General features: G+C 43.9%; 17 protein-coding genes and 1 pseudogene. 13 read left to right on the top strand and 5 right to left on the bottom strand.

The features are described from left to right. Positions 1 to 88: 88 nt before the first annotated feature. The 3 genes from AC5V8P_RS14975 (at position 89) to AC5V8P_RS14965 (ending at position 1,788) form a co-directional block, all read left to right on the top strand. Entirely contained in the window at positions 89 to 943 is an 855-nt protein-coding gene (locus AC5V8P_RS14975; RefSeq protein WP_231116850.1) for a CbrC family protein, read from the top strand. Positions 944 to 1,037: 94 nt separating this feature from the next. Beyond that, positions 1,038 to 1,364: a hypothetical protein gene (locus AC5V8P_RS14970; RefSeq protein ID WP_064796975.1), complete on the top strand. Its 327-nt coding sequence runs from the start codon at positions 1,038 to 1,040 to the stop codon at positions 1,362 to 1,364. Between the two features lie 22 nt (positions 1,365 to 1,386). Continuing rightward, a complete protein-coding gene (locus AC5V8P_RS14965; protein WP_064796976.1) occupies positions 1,387 to 1,788 on the top strand; it encodes a hypothetical protein in 402 nt (133 codons plus the stop codon). Between the two features lie 128 nt (positions 1,789 to 1,916). Here AC5V8P_RS14965 and AC5V8P_RS14960 read toward each other — a convergent pair whose 3' ends face one another. Continuing rightward, entirely contained in the window at positions 1,917 to 2,921 is a 1,005-nt protein-coding gene (locus tag AC5V8P_RS14960) for a hypothetical protein (RefSeq protein WP_064796977.1), read from the bottom strand. Positions 2,922 to 3,099: 178 nt separating this feature from the next. Here AC5V8P_RS14960 and AC5V8P_RS14955 point away from each other — a divergent pair, with 178 nt between their 5' ends. The 6 genes from AC5V8P_RS14955 (at position 3,100) to AC5V8P_RS14930 (ending at position 7,638) form a co-directional block, all read left to right on the top strand. Then, the gene (locus AC5V8P_RS14955) at positions 3,100 to 4,101 is read left to right on the top strand and encodes a phosphotransferase (protein WP_064796978.1); all 1,002 of its coding nucleotides are present in this window, start codon (positions 3,100 to 3,102) and stop codon (positions 4,099 to 4,101) included. 90 nt (positions 4,102 to 4,191) lie between these two features. After that, the gene (locus tag AC5V8P_RS14950) at positions 4,192 to 5,352 is read left to right on the top strand and encodes an immunity 26/phosphotriesterase HocA family protein (protein ID WP_064796979.1); all 1,161 of its coding nucleotides are present in this window, start codon (positions 4,192 to 4,194) and stop codon (positions 5,350 to 5,352) included. A gap of 30 nt (positions 5,353 to 5,382) precedes the next feature. After that, positions 5,383 to 5,901 (top strand): hypothetical protein, encoded by a 519-nt coding sequence (locus tag AC5V8P_RS14945; protein ID WP_063208545.1) that lies wholly within the window; start codon positions 5,383 to 5,385, stop codon positions 5,899 to 5,901. A 35-nt stretch (positions 5,902 to 5,936) separates the two neighbouring features. Continuing rightward, the gene (locus AC5V8P_RS14940) at positions 5,937 to 6,596 is read left to right on the top strand and encodes a DUF2625 domain-containing protein (RefSeq protein ID WP_064796980.1); all 660 of its coding nucleotides are present in this window, start codon (positions 5,937 to 5,939) and stop codon (positions 6,594 to 6,596) included. A 27-nt stretch (positions 6,597 to 6,623) separates the two neighbouring features. Continuing rightward, positions 6,624 to 7,073, top strand: coding sequence for a hypothetical protein (locus tag AC5V8P_RS14935; protein ID WP_063208549.1), 450 nt, complete (start codon positions 6,624 to 6,626; stop codon positions 7,071 to 7,073). Positions 7,074 to 7,101: 28 nt separating this feature from the next. Next, the gene (locus AC5V8P_RS14930; protein ID WP_064796981.1) at positions 7,102 to 7,638 is read left to right on the top strand and encodes an SMI1/KNR4 family protein; all 537 of its coding nucleotides are present in this window, start codon (positions 7,102 to 7,104) and stop codon (positions 7,636 to 7,638) included. A 106-nt stretch (positions 7,639 to 7,744) separates the two neighbouring features. Here the strand turns inward: AC5V8P_RS14930 and AC5V8P_RS14925 are convergent, their stop codons facing one another. The 3 genes from AC5V8P_RS14925 to AC5V8P_RS14915 all read right to left on the bottom strand — a co-directional run bounded on the left by AC5V8P_RS14925 (position 7,745) and on the right by AC5V8P_RS14915 (position 9,777). Next, the gene (locus AC5V8P_RS14925) at positions 7,745 to 8,329 is read right to left on the bottom strand and encodes an RBBP9/YdeN family alpha/beta hydrolase (RefSeq protein WP_064796982.1); all 585 of its coding nucleotides are present in this window, start codon (positions 8,327 to 8,329) and stop codon (positions 7,745 to 7,747) included. 193 nt (positions 8,330 to 8,522) lie between these two features. Next, positions 8,523 to 9,092 carry a DUF1697 domain-containing protein gene (locus tag AC5V8P_RS14920; protein ID WP_063208555.1) on the bottom strand — a complete coding sequence of 190 codons (570 nt, stop codon included), beginning with the start codon at positions 9,090 to 9,092 and terminating at the stop codon, positions 8,523 to 8,525. A 34-nt stretch (positions 9,093 to 9,126) separates the two neighbouring features. Then, complete coding sequence (locus tag AC5V8P_RS14915; protein WP_064796983.1) at positions 9,127 to 9,777, bottom strand: hypothetical protein; 651 nt, start codon at positions 9,775 to 9,777, stop codon at positions 9,127 to 9,129. 216 nt (positions 9,778 to 9,993) lie between these two features. On the opposite strand from AC5V8P_RS14915, the gene AC5V8P_RS14910 reads away from it, so the two are divergent. From AC5V8P_RS14910 to AC5V8P_RS14895, 4 genes are all read left to right on the top strand, one after another. Next, positions 9,994 to 10,989, top strand: a complete 996-nt coding sequence (locus AC5V8P_RS14910) for a hypothetical protein (RefSeq protein WP_064796984.1) — start codon at positions 9,994 to 9,996, stop codon at positions 10,987 to 10,989. After that, positions 10,989 to 12,074, top strand: a complete 1,086-nt coding sequence (locus tag AC5V8P_RS14905) for a hypothetical protein (protein WP_064796985.1) — start codon at positions 10,989 to 10,991, stop codon at positions 12,072 to 12,074. The genes AC5V8P_RS14910 and AC5V8P_RS14905 overlap by 1 nt, the downstream gene beginning before the upstream one ends. Before the next feature lie 85 nt (positions 12,075 to 12,159). Beyond that, positions 12,160 to 13,098, top strand: coding sequence for an ADP-ribosylglycohydrolase family protein (locus AC5V8P_RS14900; protein ID WP_064796986.1), 939 nt, complete (start codon positions 12,160 to 12,162; stop codon positions 13,096 to 13,098). A 212-nt stretch (positions 13,099 to 13,310) separates the two neighbouring features. Further along, positions 13,311 to 14,231 carry a YxiH-YxzG fusion protein gene (locus AC5V8P_RS14895; RefSeq protein WP_064796987.1) on the top strand — a complete coding sequence of 307 codons (921 nt, stop codon included), beginning with the start codon at positions 13,311 to 13,313 and terminating at the stop codon, positions 14,229 to 14,231. Positions 14,232 to 14,274: 43 nt separating this feature from the next. On the opposite strand, the pseudogene AC5V8P_RS14890 reads toward AC5V8P_RS14895, so the two are convergent. After that, positions 14,275 to 14,661, bottom strand: a pseudogene (locus AC5V8P_RS14890) (TerD family protein); the annotation flags it as partial. Positions 14,662 to 14,744: the final 83 nt, after the last annotated feature.

Here is a 14,744-nt window from a genome sequence, read left to right as displayed (position 1 = left end):
GGCTTCCGAGGTATACTCTCCGGAAGCCTATATCTATTATAATAAGTTATAAGAAATTTCAGGAAAATCAGAAGGAAGTGAAGAGCTTGTGGACATCCAGCAAAAATGGGTGGCTTTAAACAAAAAACACAGCTTGTATGCACCCAGTCCCGAGGCTATCCAAGCCATGTACCAATTGAAGGAAGAGCTTGAGGACCTAGGAAGCGAGCAGGCTGCCAGAATTTTGACAGAGTTATATCTTCATCTGCATCAATACGAAGAGGCACTAGAGATTTTTATGTCTGTCATGAATCGGAAAAGTAAAGCAGATTTGAAGAAACAGTGGAGTATTCAAGGGATGATTGATAGCCCGATTCGACCGCCGGTGATTAAGCCTTTAATCAAAGCAGCGAGGCGCAAGAAAACTCCCGATCTCCCTGTGTTTACTTATCATCAAGACCCTGTACGTACTCAGGTCTTTAAATCAGGCTTTTTAAAAACGTGTTCCTGTTGTGGACGGCAGACTGATATCTGGTACTTAGGTCCCTTTTATACAGTAATTTCATATGAGGCGATCTGTCCTTGGTGTATTGCGAATGGCAGCGCTGCGAGCATGCTACAGGGAACATTTCATGATCCTGCTTGCTGTGCACAACTAGAGGAAGCAAAACTGGATGAGCTACTGCATCGGACTCCCGGTTATGAGGCATGGCAGACCGCCGCGTGGCTGGATCACTGTGATGACTACTGTGTTTTTATAGATTTTGTGGGCTGGAAGGAGCTTGTCAGTAGAGGGATAGAAAATGATGTCAACCTGATGTTTATGCCTATTTTGTCTTTGGGTCATGAAGAAGAAGCTAAGAATCGAATGCAGGAAAGCATGGAACGTGACGGATCATTCCGAGGCTATTTATTTCAATGCAGGCATTGTAAGGAATACCTCTTATATGCGGACTATGACTGAACCCAAGTGAATTTTCTGAGGTGAATGAGAAAGTGAAACCCGATTTAGGGGTGGTCCTAATTAAGGAGGAGTTTATAAAATTGGAGGAGTGCAGATGGGGTGGGAGTATGGAATTAAGGTCGCAGATGTTAAGGATATTAAAGCGCTAATGGAACGCCTAGCTGAAGCATTGCCTAGGATTGAGGGATATCGGATGCAAAGGGATGAGGATGGCTTTGTTCTGCTTCAGAATAATTCTGATTGGCCTGAAGCGCTTCTGATTTCAGTGGAAGAGGCAAGAAATATTGAAGGGTTAGAAGATGATGAACCTTATATCTATTGTCTATTTCATATCGGCGGCGGAGATGCGATGAGGTTAAGGGAAGGAATGTGTAGGGCACTGGAAGAAGAGAAATGCGCTGCGGATTGGTTCGAGTTGTAGCCGAAGAAAGGAGTAGATGAAATTGAGTAAGAAGGACAAAAAAGAGATTCAGACACTAATCTATCGCTATAGTGGTCCAAGAGCCAATATTGGATATACTTTTGAACCGCTACGCTATGGTGATACAGATGAGCCAAAGCTGGAGGAGATGCTCTTCATCTACGCAGATGACTTTGATATTGTGCTGTCTGTGTTAAAGCCCAAATATCCACTTGTCGATCCTGACACGGGGGAAACGTATGAGACTTTTGATGCCTGCTGGGATAATCCGATTCAGGCGTCGGTATGGCATGAAATATTAACAGAATTGGCTCCTTGGCCTGCCAAGGAGCCAGAATTACGCATATTTATCGATTCCTTTACAGCATGGGTCAGAGCGCATTTGAAGCAAGCAGATGGTATTATCGTGACCGGAAATCTGTAGAGGAAGGCAATGCACTGCAATCCGTATTTTCGCTGCCCCTCGCTTCGAGGGGCAACTGGAAAGCGAGCTGCTGGGTCAAATGCCTCGTTCTTTACATTGCATGCGACAGGCTCCTTATGGCAACTGGATTATTGACGGTGCTTCTGAATCCTGAGTAACTTTTGCTCCAATTTGGTATCACCCATAAATTTGCTGACAGATACAGCAAGCTGATATTGAATGGTCCCCATATTGTTAGCGGCAGGTTGAAGAACCCCTTTTATCGTTTGCCATAACGAAGCGGCCTGTCGGCTTTTTGCTCCAAAATGCATGATGATGTGGATACAGGCTGTAATTATATTGCGGCCAAGTCCGTACAGGAACCATTCTTTTTCCTTCGTAATAAGCGGAATGATGGTTGCCATCGTTTCCCAAGCTTCATCCCATCGTCCTGTTTCAATGAGCTTTTCTGCCAAGCTGGATGCAGTAGAACAGTAGTTACTAGAATTTTCTTCTATTTTCTCCATTTCGGCCAGCTTTTTGAGAGCTTCAATTTCACCTTCTGCATGGTTGCGCCATCTCTCATGATAAACGAGTGTCTGCAAATTTTCTTTGTTCCAATCCGCCTGCTCCCTGATCCACAAATCGATAAATAATGATAGATATACATCTTCCCCGAGTTCACTTGCGATATTGATGCAATCTTCAAGATCAGCTGTATCTTTGCTGAATAAATATGTTTCCAAAATCAACACAGGGTCAAACCCGGCATATGTATCAAAATTGGCCTTCTTGGCCTGCTGGAACAAAATTTGGTCCTGCTCACGCTCATACTTTTGCAGTAAAAAAACGGCGTAGTATAGAGCATCGCCAATCCCCTGAAAACTGTTCGTTTCCCTATCTATAATCTCATTAACGAGCAGTCTTCTCACAATCGGTTCATAATGCGGGGCATATCGATCCTCATGATTATACATAGCCAAAAGCACCTTCAAGCGATTCGTATAATTGGCATCACTTTTTCCATATTCCTCACTGTGTTGCTCCAAATAGTCAACCTTCGAAAAATCGGCGTGATCACTTATTAGACTCTGCAGCATTTCATCATAGGGTGCCATCATCTGATCCAGCAGCTTTTTGTAGTTCGTTTCCATTACTGTAATTCTCCTTTCACTGATCGGCTTAATACTACAATCCATATGTACAAAAAACAAGCGATTTCCTTTTGTGAGAGGAGTGCGCCAAATGGGATAGACGTCCAATTCTAATGGGTGACTCTATTTGTTATAATAGCTGCAAATTCATAAGCTAGGATGTACAGGGGGGAGAACCTTGGAAGCGATACTAAGACGGAACTGGCCAGAGTGGAATGGAACATTGCAGAGACGAGCTGGAGGCTGGAATAACACGACGTATTTTGTTAAGAGTGGTGGGCGAAGTGGGGTACTGCGCATCTACGATACGCACAGGGATCGGAACAAAATCGAATTTGAGCATGCGGTTTTGCAGGAGCTGAGCAGGCGGTCTCTATCATTCAGGGTTCCAATGCCAATCCGAACGATTACAGGAGAGACACTTGCACAGGTTGAGGAGAAAAGGGGCAAATATGTATGTTTGTTCGAATACATAGAAGGCATATCTCCAACCGAGCAGGATGCAAGCTTTGCCTATTCTTTTGGCGAGGCTGCTGGTGAACTATCTGCTTTGCTTGCAACATTCAAACTTGGTATGATCCCAGTCTATCGGCCGTATTATGCTTTGCAGCAATCCTATCCATTATGTAACCGGGAAGTAATCCAAGGCTTTTGTTTAAACCCGCCGGAGCCTCTAAAAGATTTACATGAGGAGCTGCGTTTGATAGGAAAAGTATATGAAGAGATTATAGATTCACTTCATGCATTGGAAGAGTTGCCGCATCAGCTTGTACATGGTGATTTGAATGCTTCTAATTTGTTAGTAAAAAAATCCAATCCTAGTCAAGTCGCTGCACTGCTTGATTTTGAATTTTGCACGCTAGACGTTCGGGTGATGGAGCCGGCGGTCATCTTATCAGGATTTTTGGGACAACTGGAGGAGACGACAGCTGTTCGTGAGTTTTGCCGAGGCTTCTGCCGCCAGGTTCGTTTGAGCCACGCTGAGATTGATGCTTTGCCTGTGTTAATGCTGCTTAGAAAGGTAGACGTATTTCTTCATTTTTTAAGTCGTTTTCTGGAAGGAACCGATCAGCCACACGTGCTGCAAGAACAGGTCAAACAGATTGCGGACGACTTGCTGCAACTGTCTACCAGCAGTAGCTGGATTCAGGAGGAGTTGGCTCAAGCTGGAACAGTATAGGAATAAACGAGTTGCACGCCGTATTATGTTATAATTTTTGGAATAACAGAGATGAAGTCTACTGAATGGTACTCGGAACAGGAGGAGCAGATGAATAGTTGGTTAACCAACGCGTTACGACCCTACTTCGGACTGGAGACACTGGAGGAGCATTGGGACGTGGTAGAAATTAAAGAAGGATATTTTATTTGTATGGATGGAGATGTTATTCGCAAGCGAATTTCTTCCACTGAGGATGCTTATGGAGAAGCGGATGTAGAGATTTTTACCCGTGATCGGGTATTTGTTCTGCCTAAAACGGCTCGTGGCAAAGAGAAAAAACTGAATTTTACAAGTGTTTCTAGCATCGCAGCAGAAGGTGTGACCTTTTCAGCAGGTATTCGAAGAGATCGTCCTATTAGTTATGTTACTGCTGTGAATAGCAAAACTGGTGTGAAATTGCCCATCACTGGATGTGAGCATTTACATAGTAAAGAAGAGATTATCGATTGGCTTCAACGTTACCCGTCGCTTGTGCCTAAAGACTATGATCGGAAGCTGGATCGATTAAAGCATATGAAAAACCAGCGCTATAAAACTATCCCGGGAGACATCTTTCGTGTGGAAATAGACCTTTTTACAGATGGGTATGTACTGGTCGTCGGTGATTTGCGCCAAATGCAAAAGGATCAGCTGTTTGCAAAGGAGAGCATATGGAACAGTGTCATGACGATGCCTTTATTCGTACGTCCGTATTTGTGTACAAGTCGTGACCGTTCAATAACTTTAGAATCCATCACAGCCGCCCCGTTATCGGATACAACCTGGATTGTCATGGATGATTCCTTTATGCGTGGGGCCTACGAGCGAGTAGGGCATAAACCGTTGGCGGAAGAAGATATTGTGTTTCCGATTGGTTACGGCAGCAGCACGGATAGCAGTAAGGAAAAAATATATAGGCTGTCCTGGGGAACGGGCACAATTTCCAAACCGGAAGGGGAGACAGTGTTCAAGTCTGCGCGAGATTTTTTAGATCACGGTGTGTTTTCAGGTATCTTTACGGACTGTTTTGGTCCTTGGGAAGAGCGGGAGTGGCACCGCACGCTGGCTAACCCGTTGTATCGGAAGGAGCGTCGAAAAGCACTGGCCGAATTCGGATTCCCGGAAGATATTTCGTACGATGAGTTCAACCGCCAAACGGGAGGACTGACGCGTTCGGAATATCTCGATTATTTGACAAGGACCTATAGCGGAAAAAGAAAGACGAAATGATGCAGTTATACATCCTTATAGGAGGGGCCAATGAAATATCTTAAAGATTGTCCGGAACCAGGCATGGGAACCTGGTACTTTGAAATAGATTCAGATGGCGTAGCTTATCGGCAAATTGTTATCCAGGATGACGGTACGTATATTGCTTCTAATCGCAAGCATGAGCAGTATCATTTCTTGTTGGCCGAGAAAGCGATTGATGATACAGAGCCTTATTATACGAAAATCACAAAAAAAGAGTTTGAAGAAGTCTGGTCCAACAATCTTCACACTTTCAACAAGGAATGGCAGCAAATCAAAAATGAACTGCCCGTTGGGACTAAGGTAAAGGGGTATATTGAAGCCTTTTTCCCACATGGCACACTTATTCATATTTTCCAGCACAATGCAGTCGGATTGGCAGACACCCATTCATATGCGGAAAAGACCCCATCCGAGTGGATGTATCCAAGACATGAGATCACAGCGATTGTACAAGGGTACGACGAGCAGAATCAGTGGGTGATTCTAGAGCAAACGCAGGTTTTCAAAAATCAGTTCACGGGTTGAAAGATGGACATTGAAATACAGGAAGGGGAATGAACATGCGTACGTTAACGGTTGATGAGCTGGTGGATCAGGACAACCATGCATGGGAAGAGGTCAAAAATATTCTGCAAGAAGGGGATAATCCATATCGCATTGTATCGGCAGAATCGGAATCTACGAGAGTAGATACACTCTACCGTTTGCAGGTAAGTACAAAATCGTACTTGGGAACGGTTGCCTATGAAACAGGGGGGATCATGTTTGATCACGGATGGATCACCTTACTGGGTGCAGGCGGGCCCGGAATTTACGGTAGCTTGGCTTCATGGAACGGACTGCAAGAGCCAGCGAGCGTTTCTGCACTTGAGGGAATGCTGATTGTAGCCTATGATGCAGCAGGTGGCTTCTTTGGGCTGGACACAGGGAAGTTTGGACGCAGCGGCCATATCTATTATTTTGCACCGGATACATTGGAGTGGGAATCCACAGAGCTGGCCTATTCCGGTTTCTTGAATTGGTTGGCTGAGGGAGATTTGAGCTTGTTCTACCAGACATTCCGCTGGAATGGTTGGCAGGCGGATATGGAGCAACTTCAGCCAGAAGAGGTATTTGCTTATTATCCACCGCTATGGACTCAGGAAGGTGGCGGAGAGACCAGCCATAAATCTCCTATAAATGTAACAGAAGCGTGGCAGACGGTAATAGATAGGGGCTAACCCGCTAAAGGAGAGGAGGCGTAGATCATGAATCATTCCATTCCATCCAAACTGATGCAACTGAATGCAATACTTTCTCAAAATAACATTGATCATTTTTACATTTATGATTATACAAGTCGCCCCAAGCTGGTACTAGCAGGGAGCTTTGACTTTAGCTATTATCACAACATAGAGATCACATTTTACGAGGTCTCGTTCCTTTCCTGTCCGGGCGGTGTATTTTCAATTGAGTGCTTTAGACTGGCGAATGACAAGGAATTGGAATTATTAAAAACCGTCTCTTACGGATTTCATGAGGGGCCTGTGATTTGTATGGAAGATCAAACGTTTGGCACCCGATTTTTTATTGCTGCGGAAAGCTGGGATTACGAGCTCAAAACTGTTTATTACTACAGACGTGAGAACCTTCAACCTCATGAAAGTTTGGCTGAATGGGTTGAAAAAGATAGGGAAGGTAGAAACAACAACTCTTAGAGACACCAAGGTAGGGAGGGTGGTTATGATGTGGAGTATTCGCTTTGAGCAACAGTTTGTAAAATGTCCGGAAGCAACGGCTGAACAAATCGCGACTTTCTTGAAGACATGGAATATCAAGCTATCGGAGCAGGAGATTCACGAAATCCAACAAAGACAAGTGAACCCTTTTCCGAAATCGTCTCCATTTTACGATCAATATAAACCGCTAGATCCTGTTAACTGGCATTTGCCCCAAGGACAATTTCCTGATCGTTACATAGAATTTCTGAAATACTCTAACGGCGGGGAATTTCAAAATGGAGAACGTTATTTTCAATTTTTCAATACCGAAGATTTGAGAGAAATGAACCTTGCCTACGAGCTGCCAGAGTATATGCCAGGTGCCGTGTCGTTTGCGATGGATGGGTGCGGAAACCACTATATGTTTGATATGAGAGAGGAAAAAACAAATAACGAATATCCCATTCTTTTTGCTCATTCCGGCAGTCTGGGGTATGACGAATGTGAACAGGTTGCTCATTCTTTTATAGAGCTATGCACGGAAAAATGGGCTTTATATTGATACCTTGACTAAACATACGCTTTATTATCCATAGTTCATCCAGTAGAAAATGTAAAACCCGCAAGCTGGACCCTTTTTGCCAGGTCTATTTTGCGGGTTTTTATCGCTACCTATTTTCATTCATCATTTCTATTAAAACTTGATAGACGATCGGTAAAGTGGTAAAGCCGTCACTTTGCAAAAAATGCCCTCCATGATCTAATTCGTGAAAATCAGCCCGGATATCTTCCGCTAGTTTCTTACTAAGTGCAAAGGGGACAATTGCGTCGTCCTTTGAAGCTATAACTACACGCGCTTTTAGCGAATCCGTGATCTGCTGATGATCTAAATGGTCATTTGTAAATTCATCTAATGACGGCAGGCTTGGCACTGGGTCAGTAAAACCGGAAACGAAAACGGCGCCACCTAGTGGTTCAGGGATGTTGACTTGCTGCAGGTATCTTAATATGGATACACAACCCAAGCTATGACCAATAAAATAGGTGTCTTTATGTAGGGCTTTAATATTTTGCAATAGGTGCTCAATCCACTCATTAAGTTTGGGGGCTTGCGAGTTGGGCATATCTAGTATATTTACCGAAACCCCGTCTTCCTGTAATTTATCTTGTAACCAAGGAAACCAATGATCTGTTGGCGAAGCTGTGTAGCCGTGGATTATATATACTTGTTTTTGATTTTGTAGGTTTGTCACAGTGTTTTTTCTCCCATTATTCAGTGTTTAGTTCATGCTGATGATAGGTGTCCCTCTTCGTCTGAGAACCCTTCCAGTTTAGCAAAATCTCTATGCCTATAGTATCAGAAATTGTTGATTTATATAGATAATTTTTTTAATGAGTTTTGGCGAGTTTTTGATCTTGCCTATCCCTATTTAATCACGACTACCGTCAGGAGCTCGTATCCTGCAACTCTTCCTGTTCAGCCAATTGCATCAGCTTATAAATCTGGCGTGCTGTGTTCACATTCCGCACCGTCATTTGCTGATACAGCTTGGTGCCCACTAATTTTGTTAACCCGCTTTTTGTGACTTGTTCCTTGCTGACAGAAAACAGAACGGCCCCGGTTGTATATATGACATGCCCAATTCCCGGTTTCAAGGGAAGCTTGTCCAGAACAGAAATATCGTTAATCTCATCCCACAGAAACATTACATCACTTTTCATCTGTGTATCATTAGCCCATTCATTCGGCAGGGCCTCCATAATGCTCTGAATCTCCTTCATATTACGGACGATGACGCGGATAGGTAAGCTAAAATCCTCCAGAATCGCCTGTTCCAGTATGAGCGATAGCTCCTGGTTGGGCCGCTCCTGACTGGAAAAAATAATGTTTCCAGAATTAATGTAAGTCGTTACATGCCCCATACCTGCATGTTCAAACGTTTGCTTGAGCTTCTTCATCTCGATCTTGTTGTTGCCGCCAACATTAATGCCCCGCAGTAATGCGATATAGATCATAAAAAGCCCCACCTCTCTTCAACCGATAGGATTTCTAACAAAGGGATAGGTAATTCAGCAAATACGTGGTTTGGTTTTCACCCAACACATGATGCAGCAATGGTTTAACGTGCTCGATATATGCTGCTTTGGTTTCGTATGTATCTTCATCTATCAATTCTCCCTTAAAGGTACAGGCACCTTCAATCAGGATGGAAAGAGCCGTAAAGAAGTTAGCTAAAGAGTCAGCAATCTGCTGCGCAGCCCCACCTTCAAATGCAGCATATACAGGGGAACCGGGTGCGCTAATATCGACAATGACTGGATCATCATTAAACGTGGCAATTACAACATGATGGGATGGCCACGAAGATGACTCATGAACAAGCTCTCCAGATGTAATGAAGCGATAGCCCAGCTGTTGGCGATATAAATGTTCTGGTGCGACAAAAAAGAGAACAGCAGCATCCCCGATTTCAACGGCTGCATTTTTTAATTTGTGTGTTCCCGCTGCCTTAGCATCGATCATTTCATAGTGGTTATATAGGTACTCAAGCTCAGGGGATATAGGTATGCGGTTGTCCCAGCAATCTGTCAGGTTCTCCGTCCGGGGCTGGATGTCGTGGTCTTGGAACAGCCCGTAGGCTGCATTATACAGGTTTTGTTGTTGTACAAACCGGGTCAGAGCTTCGCTTAGCTGTTTCATAGGTGTTCATTCCTTTCTAATCGTAGGCTATGATCTTCGTCATAACGTTTCATTCCTAGCATAAAGATATCATAATATAGAAAGGAAGAACATATGTTTCTGTATTTATGCCGCCTTGCCAGTCGATCCAGATTAATTTTACAATATAGGAGTTCGGATTAATGTGTGATGCCAGGTTCAACATGAAGTTTGGCTTGCTATGCAAGGAGGAGAGAAATGTCATTTTCTAAAATATACGATTACAAATTAAGAGCCTATTTTAATGAGCGTATTTCTGATGAAGATCATGAATATCTATTTTATTCCTATCCTGATCAAGAGCAAAATTTAAGAGTATTAACTCTGAATATAAACGAGCAGGATCATATTTCTTTAGTGCGATGGCATGATCTGTTTGACAGGTCGCTATTTACAAAAATGGATCATCCCATTCTAAGTGTAGCGGATGCTGAACGTCTGATTCGTTTGCTTTCGCTCATGTTTAACGTTTTTGATATACATAAAGATGCTGTTTATAGCCGAAAAAACTTATGTTGTTTCTATTATCAATATCAGGTTTCACACCTAGCAGAGGGAGGCAATGAATTCTCGCTTACTCAGGACAGGCTATTTTTTCTTCACCAGCTCTTATTTGAACTGGGTTTAGGGGATGATATTTATGATCGTCTAACGATTGAAAATAATAAGCTGATGTACAGTATGGAAGACGCACAGCAGTATGATTTGCACATTCTAATTGACATTTTGCATGAGCATATTAACAAAAATGAGATGGATATGGATACCCGGGCAGCGCTAGGAAAAATAAAAATTTTGCAAGGTCAGTTGGTGAACTTCATCCTGGGCAGTCATGATGTGTATGATTTTCCGTATGACGATTTTAACAAGCCGTTTGCAGAAGCAACGATGTTTATACAAGCCTATAACTCTAATAAAAATAGGGTATTAGAGGTTCTGATCGACTGTATCAATGAGCATCAATCTCCAACAGAGCAGTTCATCTCCACTATGATCTTGATGAATTATTCCTATTTTGTTCTCAAAAGTAATCCTAGCGAAATTACATATTTTAAATGTTTTTGCAAGAAAAAACCGGGAGTTTTTATGAAAGTATTATCTGCATTGCTTGAACTCAGATTTTTTGTCGATAAATCCAGCTTCACAAATACGGGTATAAATTATTATTTATCCAGATTAAAAGGGGTTAAATGATGCCATTTCATCACGTTTCTTTACCCGATTTACCACAGACGATCGGACGTCTTACGGCCATTCATCCTGTAAAAGGTGGCTCTCAGGGAAGCATAACCTTGCTGGCACTAAACACACAGGCAGAACTGTGGAGACTAGAACTTCGCTCTGGCAGCGCAGAATTATGTACACATATTTGTATCCCTGATTTTAATCCTCTGCAACCTGTCCAAATGGTGACTAGTCCTGATGGCAAGTACGTAGCCATATCCAATCGTTTTGGCCGACATGCGGCAGTGTATGATTTAGTCCATGCTCAAGAAAAAATGCAATTATCACGGGACGAATACCACTATGATAAAAGTATGTTTCCCCTGGCATTTGTACATCAAGACGGTGCATGTATCCTTGTTCACGGAACGGAATGGAATCGTCTGGATTTGACGGATGTAGAAACCGGAATGCTTTTGGCATCAAGACCAACCCCTATTTATAACAATGAAAATAAAGCTGAGCATTATCTAGACTATTTTCATGGGAGGCTGCTGGTTTCTCCAGAGGGAAAGTGGATTGCAGATACAGGATGGGTTTGGGCTCCCTTAGGAGTGGTCCGAACTTGGTCATTATCCGATTGGCTGCTGAATCCATGGGAATCGGAGAATGGTCCGTCAGTTCGCCATCTTTGGCAAACTATAGATTGGGATGGGCCAGTATGCTGGACAGGACCCGATACATTGGCGGTTTGGGGACAGATGGATGCCGATTTACTGGAGGAGGAAGATTGGGGAGAGGAAGGAGTGGAACCGGCGGTTGTCCTATTCGATATGACTCAGCCTGGGTACCGACGTGTGCTTCCTGCGATCCCGCCTCTAAATTGTAAGCCTGAAGAAGACGGGATTTATCCATATCCCCAAGCCGATATGGCCGTTTGCGGCGACCGATTATTCTTATGGGGAAAAGGGGTCCCGCTTCAGGTATGGCGGCTTTCAAGCGGTGTGCGGGAACATGTAGATACGGAGCGATTTCCACTCATTTACCATGATGAGGCAGGAATTTTCGTTGAATTGAAATCGGATAGCCGTTGTATAGCCTTAAGCTACGAATAAAAGACGGTATCGGGCTTTCTTTCTTCCTAGGTGTATGGGGAAATATGCATTAGCTATAACAACTATTAAAGGAGTGTACATCAAAATGACACTGATCAAGGACCGTTTTTTGGGATGCCTGGTTGGGCTGGCTGTGGGTGATGCTTTGGGAACCACAGTAGAATTTAGCAGTCCAGGCACATTTGAACCAGTAACGGATATTGTAGGCGGCGGTGTATTTGGGTTAAAGGCGGGGCAGTGGACGGACGATACGTCTATGGCACTCTGTTTGGCTGAGAGTATGGTACAAAAAGATAGCTTTGATCCAGCAGACCAAATGCGCCGTTACACCAATTGGTACCACCTGGGATATATGAGTAGTACGGGAACGTGCTTTGATATCGGTGGTGCGACGAGAGCAGCACTGCATCGCTTCGAGGCCACTGGAGAGCCGTATAGTGGGTCCGTTGACCCCATGACTGCCGGTAATGGCTCGATTATGAGGCTCGCACCTGTTGCCATGGCCTATGCGAACCTCCCGGAAGAGGCCGTGAAGTACGCCGAGCTGAGCTCGCGAACCACCCATGGAGCAGTCGAAAGTGTGGAGGCCTGTGCTGTGCTTGCTTCCATTCTTGTGGCAGGTCTGCGGGGAGCGGACAAAGAATCCATGTTATCATCCGACGTTTGCTATAAGTGGCGGCAGGAACAGCCAGCTTATTCGGCAGCCATTAAAGAAATCATTCAGGGATCTTACAAGGTTAAGGAGCCGCCTGAAATACAAGGAACTGGTTACGTCATTCGTTCCCTTGAGGCTGCGCTGTGGGCATTTCACCATTCGGCTTCATTTGAAGAGGGGGCACTGCTGGCTGTAAATTTGGGGGATGACGCCGATACGACTGGGGCGGTGTATGGGCAAATTGCAGGAGCTTATTACGGGCTAAGCGGTATCCCGAGTCACTGGCGCGAGAAGCTGGCGATGAAGGAGACGATCGATGAGCTGACGGAGGCTTTATGGCAGAAGGCCGACAAGGGTCAGACACTTTAAGAGGGACAGTTATAAAGATCAAGCTGGGTTGCTTCTATTATGAGCAGAACCCGGCTTTTTTTGTTCCCAATATTTTTGCCGATGACTCATCTCTTGGAATTACTCCCCATATCGCCATACTTCCACCCTCCTCAACTGCATGTCGTTATGACAAAATGAAGTCAAGTACTAATCATACTTCACTTTACTGATCTTTTAGAGGAGGCACCACATTGTCACATTTAGATAAACAGCTTCATTTATTTGCTGATATTTCCAATAATATAGAAGGATTTGAGATCGTTTCAACCCAATTTGGCCCTGATGGGCGCGTGTATATTTTGTTAATTGATAAAGTCCCAGAACGAGTGCGGGGGATGTTCACGCCTGCCTCTCTTAAAGAGAGACGTACTTACAAGATACTCATTATAGACGATCACATTGAAGAAGTATGTGTGGAGGGGCAGCAGTTTAACTATCATTATGTACAGCCTCTACATCATCATCTACTGCTCGTCGGAGCGCGGTGTCATTATTATGGACCCGACCAATACGATTTAAATGGTAAAATCATCGATTATGAAGGTCGTACCGTGAGTGAACTACTGCTTGGAGACGGTATCCAGAGTGTTCAGGTTACAGAAGAAGGTACGATCTGGACAAGTTATTTTGATGAAGGTATATTCGGGAATTATGGTTGGAATGAGCCTGTGGGGTCCTCCGGCCTTGTTGCCTGGAATAAAGAGGGACACAAAATATATGAGAACCAAGCGGCAGACATTTATGATTGCTATGCTTTGAACGTGGTTAGCGAACAGGAAATCTGGTTTTATTACTATTCAGACTTTTCATTAGGGTGCATTCCCGGTAGCGATCGTACGAAGATTACGTTTATGAATCCGAGGATTTCCGGCTGTTCCGGGGTGGCTACAGATGGGTATCACTTTTTGTTCGACGGCGGGTATGGAAAGAACGGACAATATGTCTTGAAAAAGAATGTGAAGCCAGGTAGCTTGAGCAAAGGAGAACACATTCGCTTTTTAAATGACGAGCAAGAGTTCCTTCAGCCGCACGAACAGGATTTCAGAAAAGACCGCCTGCTGTTCCGTGAAGGTTCTCTGCTGTATCAGGTGGCTATTGAAGATTTAGCATAAAAACCCACGTCAGACGTGGGTTTTTCCTTAACATCAAAAATACTTATTCATACGTTTTGACAAGATCATTCAGGGAGGTAATGGTGCTTCCTTCTCCAATAGCACCGAATTTCCACTCGCCTCCATAGCGGTATACTTCACCTACACGGATGCTGCACATCCCTTTATAGTCCTCTGTCAAATTGTATCGCAGAATCTCTTCATCTTGCGACGCATCCAATACTCGAATATAAGCATTGTCCACCATACTGAAATCCTTACGTCTACCAAAGCTGAAAAAACGGAATATATTCACAATAAATACGACTCTATGCACTTCAGGTGGTAGCTGTTGGAGGGATATGGTAATGACTTCATCATCACCGTCACCATGTCCTGTCAAGTTGTCACCACTATGTACGACGGCCCCGCAAGGGCTATTTTTATTTCCGAAATATACTAGGACGTGTCTGAAAACTCATTACTGAGTCAATTTGAAAATAGCGGCTACGTATACAAACGACAAGAATGACT

This window comes from Paenibacillus sp. N119s, from assembly GCF_059447605.1.
Note: the sequence above shows the minus strand (reverse complement) of the source record. Positions and strands in the feature narration are given on the sequence as shown.

What these genes read in the sequence shown, in the direction of transcription:
- AC5V8P_RS14970 (WP_064796975.1), top strand. Translation starts at nt 1,038, where the DNA reads ATGGGGTGGGAGTATGGAATTAAGGTCGCAGATGTTAAGGATATTAAA.
- AC5V8P_RS14960 (WP_064796977.1), bottom strand. Translation starts at nt 2,921, where the DNA reads ATGGAAACGAACTACAAAAAGCTGCTGGATCAGATGATGGCACCCTAT.
- AC5V8P_RS14950 (WP_064796979.1), top strand. Translation starts at nt 4,192, where the DNA reads ATGAATAGTTGGTTAACCAACGCGTTACGACCCTACTTCGGACTGGAG.
- AC5V8P_RS14945 (WP_063208545.1), top strand. Translation starts at nt 5,383, where the DNA reads ATGAAATATCTTAAAGATTGTCCGGAACCAGGCATGGGAACCTGGTAC.
- AC5V8P_RS14940 (WP_064796980.1), top strand. Translation starts at nt 5,937, where the DNA reads ATGCGTACGTTAACGGTTGATGAGCTGGTGGATCAGGACAACCATGCA.
- AC5V8P_RS14935 (WP_063208549.1), top strand. Translation starts at nt 6,624, where the DNA reads ATGAATCATTCCATTCCATCCAAACTGATGCAACTGAATGCAATACTT.
- AC5V8P_RS14930 (WP_064796981.1), top strand. Translation starts at nt 7,102, where the DNA reads ATGTGGAGTATTCGCTTTGAGCAACAGTTTGTAAAATGTCCGGAAGCA.
- AC5V8P_RS14920 (WP_063208555.1), bottom strand. Translation starts at nt 9,092, where the DNA reads ATGATCTATATCGCATTACTGCGGGGCATTAATGTTGGCGGCAACAAC.
- AC5V8P_RS14915 (WP_064796983.1), bottom strand. Translation starts at nt 9,777, where the DNA reads ATGAAACAGCTAAGCGAAGCTCTGACCCGGTTTGTACAACAACAAAAC.
- AC5V8P_RS14910 (WP_064796984.1), top strand. Translation starts at nt 9,994, where the DNA reads ATGTCATTTTCTAAAATATACGATTACAAATTAAGAGCCTATTTTAAT.
- AC5V8P_RS14905 (WP_064796985.1), top strand. Translation starts at nt 10,989, where the DNA reads ATGCCATTTCATCACGTTTCTTTACCCGATTTACCACAGACGATCGGA.
- AC5V8P_RS14900 (WP_064796986.1), top strand. Translation starts at nt 12,160, where the DNA reads ATGACACTGATCAAGGACCGTTTTTTGGGATGCCTGGTTGGGCTGGCT.